Origin of the sequence: Lentzea nigeriaca, from assembly GCF_016907955.1 — a bacterium.
GTDB classification, from domain to species: Bacteria; Actinomycetota; Actinomycetes; order Mycobacteriales; family Pseudonocardiaceae; genus Lentzea; species Lentzea nigeriaca.
Genome location: NZ_JAFBCX010000006.1, coordinates 117076 through 131778, shown reverse-complemented (window position 1 = coordinate 131778; position 14703 = coordinate 117076). Strand labels below are relative to the sequence as shown.

General features: G+C 69.8%; 14 protein-coding genes and 1 tRNA gene. 8 read left to right on the top strand and 7 right to left on the bottom strand.

The features are described 5' to 3' along the window. The first annotated feature begins 7 nt into the window (after positions 1 to 7). Positions 8 to 1858 (top strand): glycoside hydrolase family 97 protein, encoded by a 1851-nt coding sequence (locus JOD27_RS21925; protein WP_204764138.1) that lies wholly within the window; start codon positions 8 to 10, stop codon positions 1856 to 1858. On the opposite strand, the gene JOD27_RS21920 is transcribed toward JOD27_RS21925, so the two are convergent. Beyond that, entirely contained in the window at positions 1859 to 2992 is a 1134-nt protein-coding gene (locus JOD27_RS21920; protein ID WP_204764137.1) for an MFS transporter, read from the bottom strand. Positions 2993 to 3135: 143 nt separating this feature from the next. Here JOD27_RS21920 and rox point away from each other — a divergent pair, with 143 nt between their 5' ends. From rox to JOD27_RS21890, 6 genes are all read left to right on the top strand, one after another. Continuing rightward, complete coding sequence (gene rox / locus JOD27_RS21915) at positions 3136 to 4557, top strand: rifampin monooxygenase (protein ID WP_204764136.1); 1422 nt, start codon at positions 3136 to 3138, stop codon at positions 4555 to 4557. A gap of 87 nt (positions 4558 to 4644) precedes the next feature. Beyond that, positions 4645 to 5598, top strand: a complete 954-nt coding sequence (locus JOD27_RS21910; protein WP_204764135.1) for a tetratricopeptide repeat protein — start codon at positions 4645 to 4647, stop codon at positions 5596 to 5598. Next, positions 5598 to 5924, top strand: coding sequence for a hypothetical protein (locus JOD27_RS21905; RefSeq protein WP_204764134.1), 327 nt, complete (start codon positions 5598 to 5600; stop codon positions 5922 to 5924). The genes JOD27_RS21910 and JOD27_RS21905 overlap by 1 nt, the downstream gene beginning before the upstream one ends. A gap of 81 nt (positions 5925 to 6005) precedes the next feature. Further along, positions 6006 to 8126, top strand: a complete 2121-nt coding sequence (gene secD / locus JOD27_RS21900; protein ID WP_307830258.1) for a protein translocase subunit SecD — start codon at positions 6006 to 6008, stop codon at positions 8124 to 8126. A gap of 9 nt (positions 8127 to 8135) precedes the next feature. Continuing rightward, positions 8136 to 8507, top strand: coding sequence for a VOC family protein (locus JOD27_RS21895; protein WP_204764132.1), 372 nt, complete (start codon positions 8136 to 8138; stop codon positions 8505 to 8507). A 12-nt stretch (positions 8508 to 8519) separates the two neighbouring features. Further along, complete coding sequence (locus JOD27_RS21890; protein ID WP_204764131.1) at positions 8520 to 9683, top strand: lactate 2-monooxygenase; 1164 nt, start codon at positions 8520 to 8522, stop codon at positions 9681 to 9683. On the opposite strand, the gene JOD27_RS21885 is transcribed toward JOD27_RS21890, so the two are convergent. Genes JOD27_RS21885 through JOD27_RS21870 form a run of 4 tightly spaced genes read right to left on the bottom strand, consistent with a single transcriptional unit; the run spans position 9680 to position 12802 of the window. Then, complete coding sequence (locus JOD27_RS21885; protein WP_204764130.1) at positions 9680 to 10456, bottom strand: ESX secretion-associated protein EspG; 777 nt, start codon at positions 10454 to 10456, stop codon at positions 9680 to 9682. The genes JOD27_RS21890 and JOD27_RS21885 overlap by 4 nt on opposite strands. A gap of 9 nt (positions 10457 to 10465) precedes the next feature. After that, the gene (locus tag JOD27_RS21880; RefSeq protein WP_204764129.1) at positions 10466 to 11800 is read right to left on the bottom strand and encodes a PPE domain-containing protein; all 1335 of its coding nucleotides are present in this window, start codon (positions 11798 to 11800) and stop codon (positions 10466 to 10468) included. A gap of 5 nt (positions 11801 to 11805) precedes the next feature. Then, positions 11806 to 12378: a DUF3558 domain-containing protein gene (locus tag JOD27_RS21875; RefSeq protein ID WP_204764128.1), complete on the bottom strand. Its 573-nt coding sequence runs from the start codon at positions 12376 to 12378 to the stop codon at positions 11806 to 11808. Between the two features lie 16 nt (positions 12379 to 12394). Further along, a complete protein-coding gene (locus JOD27_RS21870; protein WP_204764127.1) occupies positions 12395 to 12802 on the bottom strand; it encodes a hypothetical protein in 408 nt (135 codons plus the stop codon). 147 nt (positions 12803 to 12949) lie between these two features. Here JOD27_RS21870 and JOD27_RS21865 point away from each other — a divergent pair, with 147 nt between their 5' ends. Then, complete coding sequence (locus tag JOD27_RS21865; protein WP_204764126.1) at positions 12950 to 13771, top strand: hypothetical protein; 822 nt, start codon at positions 12950 to 12952, stop codon at positions 13769 to 13771. On the opposite strand, the gene JOD27_RS21860 is transcribed toward JOD27_RS21865, so the two are convergent. Further along, entirely contained in the window at positions 13753 to 14394 is a 642-nt protein-coding gene (locus JOD27_RS21860; RefSeq protein WP_307830257.1) for a DUF6597 domain-containing transcriptional factor, read from the bottom strand. The genes JOD27_RS21865 and JOD27_RS21860 overlap by 19 nt on opposite strands. A gap of 212 nt (positions 14395 to 14606) precedes the next feature. Further along, positions 14607 to 14678 (bottom strand) — tRNA-Val (locus JOD27_RS21855). Positions 14679 to 14703 lie beyond the last annotated feature (25 nt).

The following is a 14703-nucleotide window of genomic DNA, read 5'->3' as shown; positions in this document are numbered from 1 at the left end:
GACACGCATGGGGCTTCGCAACAGATCAGTGCTGCTGGTGGCGGTGTGTGCGACCGCCGCCGGCGCGCTGATCGGCACGACTCCCGCCGTCGCCGAGTCCGGCGAGTGGCGCGTCGCCGCACCGGTCGGGACGCAATCCGTTGCACCAGAAGCACTTGTCCGGCTCGACAAGGGGAGGTTGAGCCTTTCGGTCCGGCACGGCGGCACCACGGTGCTGGAGCCGTCCGCGCTGGGCATCCGCACCGCCGACGCCGACCTGACGTCGGGGCTGAAGTTCGTCGGGTCGGCGTCGCGGCTCGTCCAGGACTCGTACACCACCGTGTCCGGCAGAAAACGCCAGCACACCTATGCCGGTACCGAGACGACGTTCCACCTTCAGCGAATGGCTGAACGGCTGGACGTCGTCGTGCGCACGTCCGCGGAGGGTGTGGCGTACAAGTACGTCCTGCCGTCGGGCAAGTGGACGACGGTGCTCGGGGAGGCGTCCGAGTTCGCGGTGCCGTCGTCCGCCGAGAAGTTCCTGCTGCCGTACGACAACGGGCGCGGCGACTACGAGTCCGCGCACGTGCGCGTTGCCGAGAAGGGCGTCGAGTACGGGTATCCGGCGCTGTTCAACGTCTCCGGCTCGTGGCTGCTGCTCGCGGAATCCGATGTCGACGGTCGCTACGGCGGTTCGCGGGTCGTGTTCGACGGCTCGCGCTACCGGCTCGTCCTGCCCGATCCCGCGGAGACCTCGGCCGGTCCGCTGGCCACGCCGTGGCGCGTGCTCGGCGTCGGGTCGCTGGAGTCGCTCGTGGAGAGCTCGCTGATCACCTCGCTCGCGCCGCCGTCGAAGATCGCCGACACGTCGTGGATCAAGCCCGGCACCGCGGTCTGGTCCTGGTGGGGTGACGGTACGGGGAACCTGGCTCTGCAGAAGCAGTACGCGGACTACGCGGCGAAGCAGGGCTACCGGTACAACCTCGTCGACTCCGGCTGGAGCGCCGACTGGATCCCCGAGCTGATCTCGTACTCCAAGGCGCTCGGCGTCGAGACGTGGCTGTGGGTGCGGTGGCAGACCATCGACACCGACAGCGAACGTGAGCGGCTCTTCGCGCAGTACCGCTCGTGGGGTGCGGTGGGTCTGAAGATCGACTTCATCGAGTCCGACGGCCAGGACCGGATGCGCTGGTACGACGCCGTGTACGCGGCCGCAGCGAAGTACCGGCTGATGCTGAACTTCCACGGCGCACCCATCCCGCGCGGTGTCGAACGGACGTGGCCGCACGTGCTGTCGGCAGAGGCGGTGAAGGGCGCGGAGGGCACGAAGCCGCGGCCTGGGCGGGAGCCGTTCCCGATCGAGCACTACCTCACGTTGCCGTTCACCAGGAACCTGACCGGGCCGATGGACTTCACGCCGGTGACGTTCTCGGGTGTGCGGCCCAACTCCGACGCGGCCGAGCTCGCGCTGAGCGTGCTGTACGAGTCGGGCGTCCAGCACTTCGCGGACAAGACCTCCAGCTACGCCGCCTATCCGGTGGCGGAGCAGTTCCTGCGCACGGTTCCGGCCGCGTGGGACGAGACCCGGCTCGTGGCGGGTGATCCCGGCGAGCTCGCGGTGCTGGCGAGGCGGTCCGGCTCGACGTGGTTCCTCGGCGCCGGCGCGGCGGGTGATGCGCACGACCTTTCGGTCGGAACGGGATTCCTCGGCTCCGGTTCGTGGTTGGTCGAGCTGTACCACGACAGTCCTGCCGGGAAGATCGCGTTCGACACCAAACGTGTTTCGGCGGGAGACTCCCTGACAGTGCCCGTGGCACGCAACGGCGGTTACGCGGCCCGGCTCTGCCAGGTTCCGCCGACCGCCACCACCTGCGGCTGATCACTCCATCTGGTCGGCCGCCCGCGCGGGGGCCCGGCGCGCAGTGAAGCGGCGCGTCCGGCTCCCGCGTGCCCACACCGCCGCGGCGGTCGTGATCACGGCGATGATCACGTAGATCGCCTCGAAGCTCAGGTGCGCGACGAGTGCCGCGCCTGCCGCGAGCCCGAGCGGTCCGCCCGCGAACACGATGCTGATGGCAGTGGCGCTCACGCGGCCGAGCACGGCTGGCGGGGTGCGTTGCTGGACGAGCGTGGCGACCGCGATCACGGCCCAGGCGAGGCCGACGCCGTTCAGGAACCCGCCCGCGAGCACCGCAGGGAGCCAGGCGGTTGTCCTGGCCAGGGCACCTGCCGCGATGAGCACGAGCCCCGTGGTGACGTTCGCGCGTTTGCCCTGCAGTCCCGCGAGGACGGATCCGGCGCCTTGGGCCGCCGACAGCACGCCGAGGAACTCAGGGCCGTGGTGCAGGCCGTTCTCCACGAGGGAGAACGACGCGGCGGTGCCGATCGAACCCGCGAACAACGCGGTCGCGGCGCCGGCGATCGGCCAGGCGAGAGCTTTGAGGCGGGGCCGGCTCGGCGTTTCACGCGGGGCGGGCGGTGGTTCGTGGACCTTGATCATGCTGGTGGCCGCGGCGGCGAGCAGGAACGACAGCGCGTCGATCGCGATGACCGGCCACGCGCCGTATCCGGCGAACAGCGCTGCGGCCGCCAGTGGCGCGACGAGCTTCATGCCTTCCTGCAGCGACATGCGCAGGCCGTTGACCCGGGCGAGCCGGTCCGGCGGCAGCAGCACCACGAGCAGTGCCGGTTCCGCGGCGCTGACCAGCACGGCTTTCACGCCGTAGATCAGCAGGACGGTGTAGATCACCCAGATCTCATCGGTGACCAACAGCACCGCCAGCACGGGGACGATCGCCAGGTCGGTGCAGATGAGCAGGGGTTTGCGGCGGTAGGAGTCGGCGATCCGGCCGATCCACGGCGACAGCACGCCCGGCGCGTACACGCACAGGATCGCGATCGTCGCGAGGGCGTCGCTGCCCGTCAGCGACTTCACCCAGACACCGGCGACCAGGTACATGGCGCTCGTCCCGAAGAACGACAGCGCCAAGCCCGCGAAGTACCACCTGATCAAGTCGCTCCCCCAGAAACGACGAAAGGAAGAGATCGCTCTCCTCCCACTTCAACATATAGCGCACCCCAGGGCTTGCGGCAAGACCCCGGTGATGCCTCATCATTTCGCGGCCAACGCGTTTTACCTGGGGAAATGGGGAGTTCATGATCGACGTCATCATCGCCGGCGGCGGCCCGACCGGCATGATGCTGGCCGGCGAACTGCGGTTGCACGGCGTGCACGTCGTCCTGCTGGAGCGCGACGAGGAACCGACCGAGGTGGTCAGGGCGCTCGGCATGCACGCGCGCAGCATCGAGATCCTCGACCAGCGCGGCATCGTCGACCGGTTCCTCGCGCTCGGCACGAAGCACCCGCTCGCCGGGTTCTTCGCGGGCATCGAGAAGCCCGCGCCGGAACGGCTCGACACCAAGTACCCGCACACCCTCGGTCTCCCGCAGCCGATCACCGAGCGCCTGCTCACCGAGCACGCCGTCGAGGCCGGTGCCGAGATCCGGCGCGGCCGCACGGTAGTGGGGCTCTCGCAGGACGACGACGGCGTGACCGTCGAGCTGGCCGACGGCACGTCGTTGCGGGCGCGCTACCTCGTCGGCTGCGACGGCGGCCGCAGCACCGTGCGGAAGCTGGCCGGCATCGACTTCCCCGGCGAGCCGACGCGCGTGGAGACGCTGCTGGGGGAGATGGAGATCGGCGTGCCGTGGGAGGAGGCGATGCCGTTGATGCTGGAGATCCGCAAGACGCAGAAGCGGTTCGGTATCGGCCCCATCAACGGCGCGTACCGCGTCGTCGTGCCCGCTGACGGCGTGAGCGAGGACCGGGCGGTGATGCCGACCCTCGACGACTTCAAGCAGCAGTTGGTCCGGGTCGCCGGCACCGACTTCGGCGTGCACTCGCCGCGGTGGATGTCGCGCTTCGGCGACGCGACCCGGCAGGCGGAGCGCTACCGGTCGGGCCGCGTGTTCCTGGCGGGCGACGCGGCGCACATCCACCCGCCGACCGGTGGCCAGGGTCTCAACCTGGGGCTGCAGGACGCGTTCAACCTGGGCTGGAAGCTGGCAGCCGCGGTGCACGGCTGGGCGCCTGAGGGTCTGCTCGACACCTACGAGGCCGAACGGCACCCGGTCGCGGAGGAGGTGCTGAACAACACCCGTGCCCAGATCGAGCTCATGAAGGTCGAGCCGGGGCCGCAGTCGGTGCGGCGGGTGTTCACGGAGCTGGTGCAGTTCGAGGAGGTCAACCGCTACCTGATCGAGAAGATCATCGCCGTGCGGATCCGGTACGACTTCGGGTCCTCCGACGACCTGGTGGGGCGGCGGATCGGAGACCTCGCGCTGAAGCGCGGCGGGCTCTACGACCAGATGCACGCCGGTCGCGGGATCCTGCTCGACCAGACCGGGTCGTTGTCGGTCGGGTCGTGGGCGGATCGGGTCGACCACCTCGTCGACGTCAGCGAGGAACTGGACGCACCCGCCGTGCTGCTGCGGCCGGACGGGCACGTGGCGTGGGCCGGGTCGGCGCAGGAGGAGCTCGAAGGGGCGCTCGTCCGCTGGTTCGGTGCGGCCGCCTGAGCGTCCGCCGGGCCTTGGAGACGCTCCAACACCCAGCGCTGAGGTCACCCGTTCGGGCGCTGAGGGCGCGCTGTCACACTGTGCGGCGTGTCCGAGCCGATGACCGCGGTGCTGCTGCGCGCTGCCGAGCTCACCGCCTCGGGGAAACCGCGGCAGGCGATCGACCTGCTGCGACCCCTGGTGGCGGCGAACCCTCGGCACGCCGAGGCCTGGTGCCGGCTCGCGGCGGCTCACCTGGACGCCGGTGAGGCCGACCAGGCCCTCGACGCGGCGAAGCGCGCGATGATCCTCGACGGCGAGCCTGCCTGGCCGCAGCGGCTGGCGGCGCTCGCGTTGAGCGACCTCGGCCGGCACCAGGAGGCCGCCGTCGCGGCGCGCGAGTCCGTGCGCCGCAAGCCCGGCGACTGGCGCTGCTACGTCGTGCTGGCCGAGGTGCTCGCCGACTTGCCGGACGGAGCCGTCGAGGCGTTCGACTCGGCTCTGCACGCCTCGCAGCTCGCGCCCAGCGAGGCTCGGGCATTCCAGGTGCTCGGCGACGCGGCCCTGCGGATGCGCGACTGGGGCACCGCCGAGCACGCCTACCGCACCGCGATCAAGCTCGACCCGTCCGACGCGGACTCCAAGACGAACCTGGCGACCGTGCAACGGCGCCGGTCCGCGAAGCCTCCCGCGCCGATGCAGTTGAACAAGCTCCAGGTGTGGCGTGCGCTGCGCATGCTGTCGTTGCTGCTCGTCGGCGGCGGTTTACTGGCGCTCGTCGCCGGCATGCCGCGGCCCACGCCCTACCTGGGCTTCTTCACCGGGGCGCTGGTGTTGTGCTGCCTCGTCGTGGCGCTGCGGCTGCGTCCGGTCAAGCTCCTGTTCGGCCTGCGCAAGCTCGCCGTGACGGTGTCGCTGCTCGCCGCCTCCGCCCTGATTCTCACCGCGTGGACCATCGCGTTGCTGTTCGGCGCAACCACGATGCAGCCGCTTGTGCTTTCCTGGTCGTGCGCTGTCGTCGGTGGCGCGCTCGTGTACGTAGGGGGAGGCAGGAAGCGGTGATGCGTCGCAACGCGCTCGCGCTCGCGTTCATGCTGTTCCTCACGCAGCTGTTCGTCGTCGCCGCGCCCGCCGAGCCCGCGCCCGCCTCCGGTTCCGTCATCCGGCACGGCCACGACTTCGCGAACCTGCCCGGCGCCGCGCCCAAGCCGCACAACCTCCACTCGGCCCAGGTGCCGCAGGCCCAGCTGCCGATGGACGTGCCGCCGGTCACCAAGCCCGCGCTGCCTGTCCGCTTCGTCGTCTCCTTCGCCCGGCGCGTGCACCGCACGCCCGACGGCACCCGCTGGACCCCGCAGCGGGACCGGTCCCCGCCTTCCGGTCGCTGAAACCTGTTTCTCAGCAACCACTTTCGTCCCGGAAGGCTCCCTCAACCCATGTCGCGCGACCATGCGCGACGGGGTCTCCTCGTGCGCGGTCTGACAGCGCTCGGGGTCCTCGTCGCATCCGCTTTCCTGTTGCTCACCACCGATCCCCGCCTCGGCCTCGACCTCCGCGGCGGCACCCAGATCGTCCTCGAGGCGAAGGGCGACTCCGTCGCCGCCGACCGTTCCCTCGAGGTCCTGCGCCGCCGCGTCGACGCGCTCGGCGTCGCCGAACCGGTCATCGCCCGCTCCGGCGAGAACCGCGTCGTCGTCGAACTCCCCGGCGTCCAGGACCCCGAAGAGGCCGTGAAGGTCCTCGGCCGCACCGCGCAGCTGACCGTGCAGCACAACGGCCAGACCGTCATGACCGGCGAAGGCATCTCGGACGCCTCCGCCGTCCGCAACCCGCAGGGCGCGGGTTTCCTCGTGAACGTCAAGTTCCAGGGCGACGCACCGGCCAAGTGGCAGACGGTCACCGGCGAGGCGGCCTGCGAACCGTCCGGCACGCCAGGCCGCCAGATCGCGTTCGTGCTCGACGGCAAGCCCATCTCGTCGCCGGAGGTCAGCGCCGACACGCCCTGCCGCGCCGGCCAGGCAGGCGGCGCCACGTCGATCACCGGCCGCTTCTCCGAGGCGGAGGCCAAGGAGCTTGCGCTGGTCATCCGCTCCGGCGCGCTGCCGGTGCCGGTCGAGGTGATCGAACAGCGCACCGTCGGCGCGACCCTGGGCGCCGAGGCGATCGACGCCAGCGCCAAGGCCGCGATCATCGGCATCGCGCTGACCGCGGTGTTCCTGATCGTCGCCTACCGGCTGGCCGGCTTCCTCGCCGTCGTGGCACTGGTCGGCTACGCGGCCGTCGCCTACGCGGGACTCCTGGCCATCGGCGCCACGCTGACGTTGCCCGGTCTGGCCGGTTTCGTGCTGGCGATCGGCATGGCGGTCGACGCGAACGTCCTGATCTTCGAACGGGCCCGCGAGGAGTACGCCCGAAAACCCAACCTTCGCCGAGCCGCGGAGAATGGCTTCCGCGGCGCGTTGAGCGCGATCGCCGACTCGAACGTGACGACGCTGCTGGCGGCCGGGCTGCTGTTCTGGCTGGCCACGGGCCCGGTGCGCGGCTTCGGCGTCACGCTGACCATCGGTGTGCTGGCGTCGATGTTCAGCGCGCTCGTCCTGTCCCGCGTGCTGGTGCTGTGGCTGCTGGGCACGCGGTTCGTGGCCAAGCGGCCTTCGCTCAGCGGTCTGCACACGCTGGGCTGGGTGCGGCAGCGCCTGTCCGCCGTGCTCTATCGGCGCCCGTCCGCGTGGCTGATCAGCGCGGGTGTACTGGTCCTCGTGGCCTTCGCCGGCCTGTTCGTCCGAGGCCTGAACCTGGGCGTCGAGTTCACCGGCGGCCGCCTGCTCGACTTCACCGCGGGCGCCCCCGTCGACACGGCCCGCGTCCGCACCGCGCTGGCCGACGGCGGTTTCAGCGACGTGGTGGTCTCCTCCTCCGGCAACGAGGTGTCCCTGCGCACCGGCCCGATCAACGACGCCGACTCGTCCCGCATCGGCACGATCGTGTCCTCGGCCGTCGACGGCGGCGCCCGCCAGTCGAGCAACGAGCTGATCGGCCCGTCCCTGTCGTCGGAACTGCGCCGCAACGCCGTGATCGGCCTGGCCATCGCCGTCGCCGCCCAGCTCGTCTACCTGGCGATCCGCTTCGACTGGCGCCTCGGCGTCGCCACCGTCGCCGCGCTGCTCAGCGACGTCCTGGTGCTCATCGGCATCTTCGCGTGGCTCGGCAACACCGCGGACGGCGTGTTCCTCGCCGCCCTGCTCACCGTGATCGGCTACTCCGTCAACGACTCCGTGGTCGTCTTCGACCGCCTGCGCTCTTTGCGGGGCTCGCGCCGCTCGACGCCCTACCCGGACGTGGTGTCCGACGCGGTGGTGCAAACCGTGCCGCGCACCGTGAACACCGGCATCGGCGTGCTGTTCGTGCTGTCGGCGTTGCTGGTGCTGGGCGACGGCTCCCTGGCGAACTTCGCCACGGCGTTGCTGATCGGCCTGATCGCCGGCACGGTGTCCACAGTGGTCACCGCGGCGCCGGTCGCGATCTGGCTGGAGTCGCGCTGGCCGAGCCGAGCAGTTTCCAAGAAGCGCACGGCAGGGGCACGGGCCTAGCTTTACCGCATGATCACTCATGCGCACTCGTGCACCATCAACGTCCGCGACCTCGACGAGGCGTTGTCGTTCTACGTGGACGTGCTGGGCTGGGAGAAGCGACAGGACACCAGCGAGGCGGGCATGCGCTGGCTGACAGTCGCTCCTCCCGGCGCCCAGACAGCGTTCGCTTTGTCGCTGAACGACACGCCCAACGTGTCGTTCACGACCGGTTGCGGCATCTCACTGATCACCGACGACATCGACGGCGACTGCGCGGCGTTCCAGGAGAAGGGGGTGCGGGTCAAGACCGCTCCGGACACCATGCCGTGGGGCGACCGGGCGACGTGGTTCAGCGACCCGTTCGGTAACGAGTTCTTCCTCGTCCAGCCCGGTTCGTAGCAGAGTAGGCGCATGACCTCATTCGCCGCGTACCAGAACGAGATCTACCTGCAGGGGCTCGGCGGCGCGGTGCCGCCGTTCACCACCGACCCCGACGCGCTGGAGCAGTCCGCGCGCGAGAGGCTGGGGCCGGGGCCGTTCTGGTACGTGGCGGGAGGTGCCGGTTCCGGTGCCACCGTGCGGGCGAACCGGGAGGCGTTCGACCGGGTGCGGATCGTGCCCCGCATGCTCACCAACGCGACCGAGCGGCACCTCGGCGTGTCCGTGCTGGGCACCGAGCTGCCCGCGCCCGTGATGCTCGCACCCGTTGGCGTGCAGTCGATTCTGCATCCGGACGGGGAGCTGGCCACCGCGCGGGCCGCTGCCGAGCTCGGGGTGCCGATGGTGTTGTCGACGGCGTCCTCGCACACGATCGAGGAGGTCGCCGAGGCGTCCGGCGACGGGCCGCGCTGGTACCAGCTGTACTGGCCGAACGATCCGGAGGTGTGCGCGTCGCTGCTGGAGCGGGCGCGCAAGGCCGGGTACACGGCGCTGGTGGTCACGCTCGACACGTGGACGCTGGCGTGGCGGCCGCACGACCTCGACCAGGCCTACCTCCCGTTCCTGCGCGGGGTGGGCACGGCGATCCCGTTCAGCGACCCGGTTTTCCGCGCCGGGCTGCAGAAGTCGCCCGAGGAGGACCTGCCGATGGCGATCCTGCGGTGGGTGCAGCTGTTCACGGGCACCGACAAGTCGTGGGACCAGCTCGCTTTTCTGCGCGAGCACTGGGACGGGCCGATCGTCCTCAAAGGAATCCAGCACCCGGACGACGCGCGCAAGGCCGTCGAGTCCGGAATGGACGGAATCGTGGTGTCCAACCACGGCGGGCGTCAGGTCGACGGTGCTGTGGCGTCGCTCGACGTGCTGCCGTCGATCGTCGAGGCCGTCGGGGAGCAGGTCGACGTGCTCTTCGACTCCGGTGTCAGGACCGGCGCGGACGTCGTGAAGGCGTTGGCGCTGGGGGCCAAGGCCGTGATGGTGGGGCGGCCCTTCGCGTACGGGCTGGCGCACGGTGGTCAGGTCGGGGTGAAGCACGTGCTGCGGAGCCTGCTCGCGGACTTCGACCTCACGCTCGGGCTCTCGGGTCACCGCAGCCCGGCCGAACTGGGTCCGGACGCGCTGCGGTTCATCCCTTAGGGCATCGTCGCCGTCAGCTGGGCGAGGGTGCCGAAGTCGGCCGGCTGCACCCGCAGCCAGCCCTGGTCCCTGGCCGCGACGTAGCGCCCGTTCGCCGTGTCGATGTACGTGAGCGGGTTGATGCAACGCTGCTTGCGGCCGAGGTGGTCGCGCTTGGCCGAGTAGACCTGACCGCCGCCGGTGCGCGGCTGGCCCATGATCTGCTTGAGCTGCGCGACCAGTTGGTCGTTCGGCGAGCTGGTCGGACGGCTCTGCTGCAGGAACGAACCGGTATCCTCGTAGGACTGCGGCTTCTGCTTGAGCGCGTCCTCCGGCAGCGTGATCGGGTTGCCCCGCCCGGCCGGTGCCGGTGGCAGGGCGCCGACCAGCGCCTGCGGTGCCTCGTCCGCGCGGACCGGTTCCAGCACGAACTGCTGGTCCGGCGTCAGCACGATGCGCAGCGCGTCCTGGCCGTTCGTCACGACCAGCACGCTCTGCTGCGGGCCGTCCTTCAGGCTGAAGAACGCCCAGTACTCGACGCCCGCCTCCACCACGAGCCGCAGCGCGTTGGCCAGATCCGGGTGGACCTGGCTGCCGCGCGCCAGCCCGTACTGCTCGAGTTGTGCCCACGCCGTGCGCTGCAGCCGTTCGAGCTCGCTCACGTCACCCGACTCGAGGAGGTCCTCGTCGAAGTCGACCTGCGTGAGCAGCGCGCGGTGCAGCGACGGCAGGCCCGCCGCCTGCCAGGCCTGGTAGAGCGCCGTGACAGGGATGGCGACCCTGCTTCTCAGCACGATTCCCCCTTATCCGCCGATGACCGGCGGAGCCACCATCGTTCCGTCACCGAAGATGTCCTCGGTCTCCTGCAGGTACGACGCGGACTTGTGTTCCTTGTCCTCGTCACCCTGGCCCTTGCCGGCACCGGCGCCCATACCTCCGGCACCCATGCCACCCGCACCGGCCCGCCCAGCCGCACCCGCGGCACCCGACGGCCCGAAGCCACCGGCACCACCACGACCCTGCTCACCGACACCGGCAGCGCCACCGAAGCCGCTGCCCATGCCGCCGGGCCCACCGGCACGAGCCGCCGCGGCCCCGCCGAGGCCGCCGCCGGCGCCACCACCACGGCCACCGCCGCCGCCACCAGGTCCGCCACCAGGTCCGCCACCAGGTCCGCCACCAGGTCCGCCACCAGGTCCGCCGGCGCGGCCGGGCCCACCAGGCCCACCGGTCCGGTTGCGCGGGTCGTTGGGATCGAACCGGCCGCGGTTGCGCGGGTCGTTCGGGTTGTTCGGGTCCCACCTGCCACCGGGCGGGATGTTCGGGTCACCAGGAGGCCGGTTGCGCGGGTCGTTCGGGTCTCCTGGCAGCCGGTTGCGCGGATCGTTGGGGTCGGTCCACTGCGGCTTGGTGTCGCCGTCGCCGTCGCCGCCGGGCGGCTTCCACTGCGACGGGTTGGTGTCGTCACCGCCGGGAGTACCGGGAGGCTGGTTGGTGCCAGGCGGCTGACCGGTGCCGGGGGGCGTGTACGGGTCGTTCGGGCCGGGCTTGTCGACCTTGTCGATGCTCCTGGTGCCGCCGCCCTGCTCCTGCATCTTGGCGTCGTCGGCGTTGGGCGAGATGAAGGTCGGCATGCTGTTCGTGCTGGCCGTGACGGCCTCCCCGTACTGGCTGAACGCACGCATGTTCTGCTCGTTGACCTTCTGGTTCTTCTCGACCGCCTCGTCGTAGTCGGTCTCCCACCACGCCAGGTCGTTGAGGAACGGCTTGTCCGGGACAGCCGGCGGCTTCGACATCGAGTGCTTGGCATTGACGTACGCCTCGCCCAGAGAGTCGGAGGTCGTGGCCACGGAGGTCGCGGACTCTCCCGTCACCTCCGCCCAGGTGGCAAGCGGCGACGTGTTGCTCCGTGCCGTGTCGGCCGCCGCGCCCTCCCAAGAGGCCCCGGAGTCCCTGACGGCTTTTTCGATCAGCGTCGCGACCTCGGTGTGCCCACCGGAGAGTTCACGCCAGGCCTGTGCGGTTGGCGTCGTGCTCTGGCTAGGTCCTTTGCCCTTGTCGAACCAGTTGTAGACCGTGTCTCCGCCCGCGAAGGGCAGCATCAGGAAGCCCCCGATGTTCGGCTCATCCCCAGGCATTTCTGCTACCCCCTCAGGTTCTCAACGATCATCTTCGAAACCGTCTCGGACTCGGTGCACGGTTTCTTGGTGGCGCGCTCGTCCTTTGCGACGCTGACCTGCAGGGTCACCGAGTCGGTCTTCGACACCTGGATGATCGTCGCGCAGGTGCTCTCGCCATTGGTCGCGTCGCTGGTGACGAAGCGCACTCCGTCGACCTTGTGGTCGGTGTACACAGGATCCGTCTTGACGGTGGCGACCATCTCCTCGACGTCCTTGCCCTTGGTCACCGAGATCGTGTACCTGGAGTTCTTGACCACGTCCTGGCCCTTCCAGGTGCAGAGAGGGCCGAGAAGACCGGTACCTGGCTCCGGCGCGCGGACGGATCCGAGCTTCGCAACCTGGGCAGCGGTGAGGATGTCGCACGGCTTGCTGACGAACTTGTCAATGCTGAGGCCCGACGGCGAATCGGAGCCCGTGGGCGAGCTGCTCGTCTGCTCACCAGCAGTCGGGGTGGTCGTGTTGGCATTGCCAGGGGTCTTCTGCGAGCACCCGGCCAGGACACCGGTGACGAGGACAGCGGTCAGCAAGGCGGTCATGCGCTTCAAGATGGTGTCAGCCCTTCACGGCGTTCTTCGCCGCCTCGTCGGTGCCCCGGTACTCGGCCAGAGCCTTTTCGATGTTCTCGATCGTCTTGAGCAGCGCATCTTGCGCGGCTTCGTTGGCCCAGCCGTAGCCGCCGGCGTTGTCGCCTGCCGCTTGCCGCATTGCGAGGGTCGACCAGCCGCTGTACGGGTCAGGTCCCGGAGCGCCGGACTGCTGCAGCTGTCGGCTCTTCTCCTTCAGTTCGACCAGTTTTTCGACGGCGTCCTTCAGGCCCTTGATCATGTTCTGGGCCTGATCCGGATCGACGCTGAACCTGGTCGTGCCTGCCCCACCGGCTCCGGCGGCGACGTTGCCGGCCGCGGCTCCCACTGCCGCGCCGACGGTTGCCACAGGCACGATCGCGTCGAACATCAGCATCTTCGCCAGCTCCCCTCAGAACTCCACACCCCTGTTGGAGGATTTTCGCACAGCGCCGGTTCCCCTTGGAGGCGATCGAATCAGCTGATCAGGTCACATGGCCGATTCGTTCAAGACCCGGAAGAGTGATGAGCCTAGGTTCGAGACATGATCGAACGAGCGAGGAACTTCATCTGGCACAACGCCCGCACGCTGGAACAACGCTGGTTCGAGCACGCCTTCGACGGTGGCTCGGCGAACGCCGTGGTCCAGGCCGTGCTGGCCTACCGCAACGACGACGGCGGCTACGGCCACGCCCTCGAACCCGACCACCGCGGCCCCACCAGCCAGCCGCTGCACGCCCTGCGCGCCCTCCAGATGTTCGGCGAGGTCGACGCGCCGGAGCACGCCGAGTCGATCCTGACGTGGCTGCGAAACACCTGCCCCGACGGCTCGGTCCCGTTCGGCCTGTCCACCTCGAAGGGCCACCCCATGGCCCCGTGGATCGCCGCCGACGACCAGGGCGGACTCCTCCTGACGGCCCAGATCGCGGCCGCACTGCTGGCCCTCGGCATCACCGACCCGTGGCTCGACAAGGCGACGGCCTACTGCTGGCAGGAGATCGACGACCTGGAGAAGACCCACCCGTACGAGCTGCGGGCCGCGGTGATGTTCCTGGACGAGACGAAGGACCGGAAGCGCGCGGAACTCGCCGCCGAGAAACTCAGGCACCTGCACCTGGAAGGCTATGAAGAAGACGAGGGCCTGGCCATGCACGACTACGCGGCCAAACCCACCAGTCTCGCCCGAACCTGGTTCACCGACGAGGAATTCGACGAGAACCTCGGCGAGCTCCAGAACGGCCAGCAGGCCGACGGCGGCTGGAACTTCCACTTCCCGGCGTTCACTCCGGTCGTCAACTTCGAATGGCGTTCCATCGCCACGATGGACGCATTGCTGACCCTGCGGCGCTACGGCCGGATCAGCTGACCCAGCGGCACACCCGCCAACGACCGCACTTCCCGGGCCAGATGCGCCTGGTCCGCATAGCCGGCCTCGAAAGCCACCGAGGCGAACGGCACGCCACCCCACGCCAGACGCATCGCGGCGTCGAACCGCAGCACCCGCTGCAACACCTTGGGCGGATACCCGAACGCGTCCAGGCACCGGCGCCGCAGTTGCCGCGAGCTCAGCCCGATCTCCCAGGCGGCGGAAGCAACGTCATTGGTGCGCAGCAACGACGCCGTCGCGGCCAGCGCCGGATCGACGACCACCCGCGAAGCGCAGAACGCCACCATGTCCGAGAACGACTCGAGCCGCGCCGACGGAACGAGCTCCGCCAACGGCACCCGCAGATCCCGCACTGCGTGCGCGGGCACCCCGAACACCGAGGGAAACGCCCCAGGCGGAAGCCGCACGCCGTACAACGTCCCCGGCGCCACCGTCGCGAGCTGAGCCTGAGTGTCCGGCCCCGCCACGAACAACGAGCCGGTCGCCGGTGTCCACATCAGATCCGTGCAGCCGTCCGGCACCACGCGCTGCACAGTCTCCGACGACACTGTGCGCGTCCACAGGCAGGCCAGGCCCGCGGGGGCGGGGCGTTCGGCGTACACAGACCCATCAAAGCAAATGGCGCCGCATCCCGAAGGATGTGGCGCCAGATGGATCTTGCAGAGGCTCACTCCCACCCGCGACTGATCAAGGTGACCACGGTCGGGGGTCCGGGGGCTTGCCCCCGGCTGGGGTCTGGGGGATCGGCGCCCAGAAAACACCACGAGGCGAGGAGGTCGGCGCTTTCCGCCGACACACCTCGCCCCGAGAACCGTGGACGATACTGGGATTGAACCAGTGACCCCTACCGTGTCAAGGTAGTGCTCTCCCGCTGAGCTAATCGTCCGTGCAGGACGAGATTCTAGCCCACG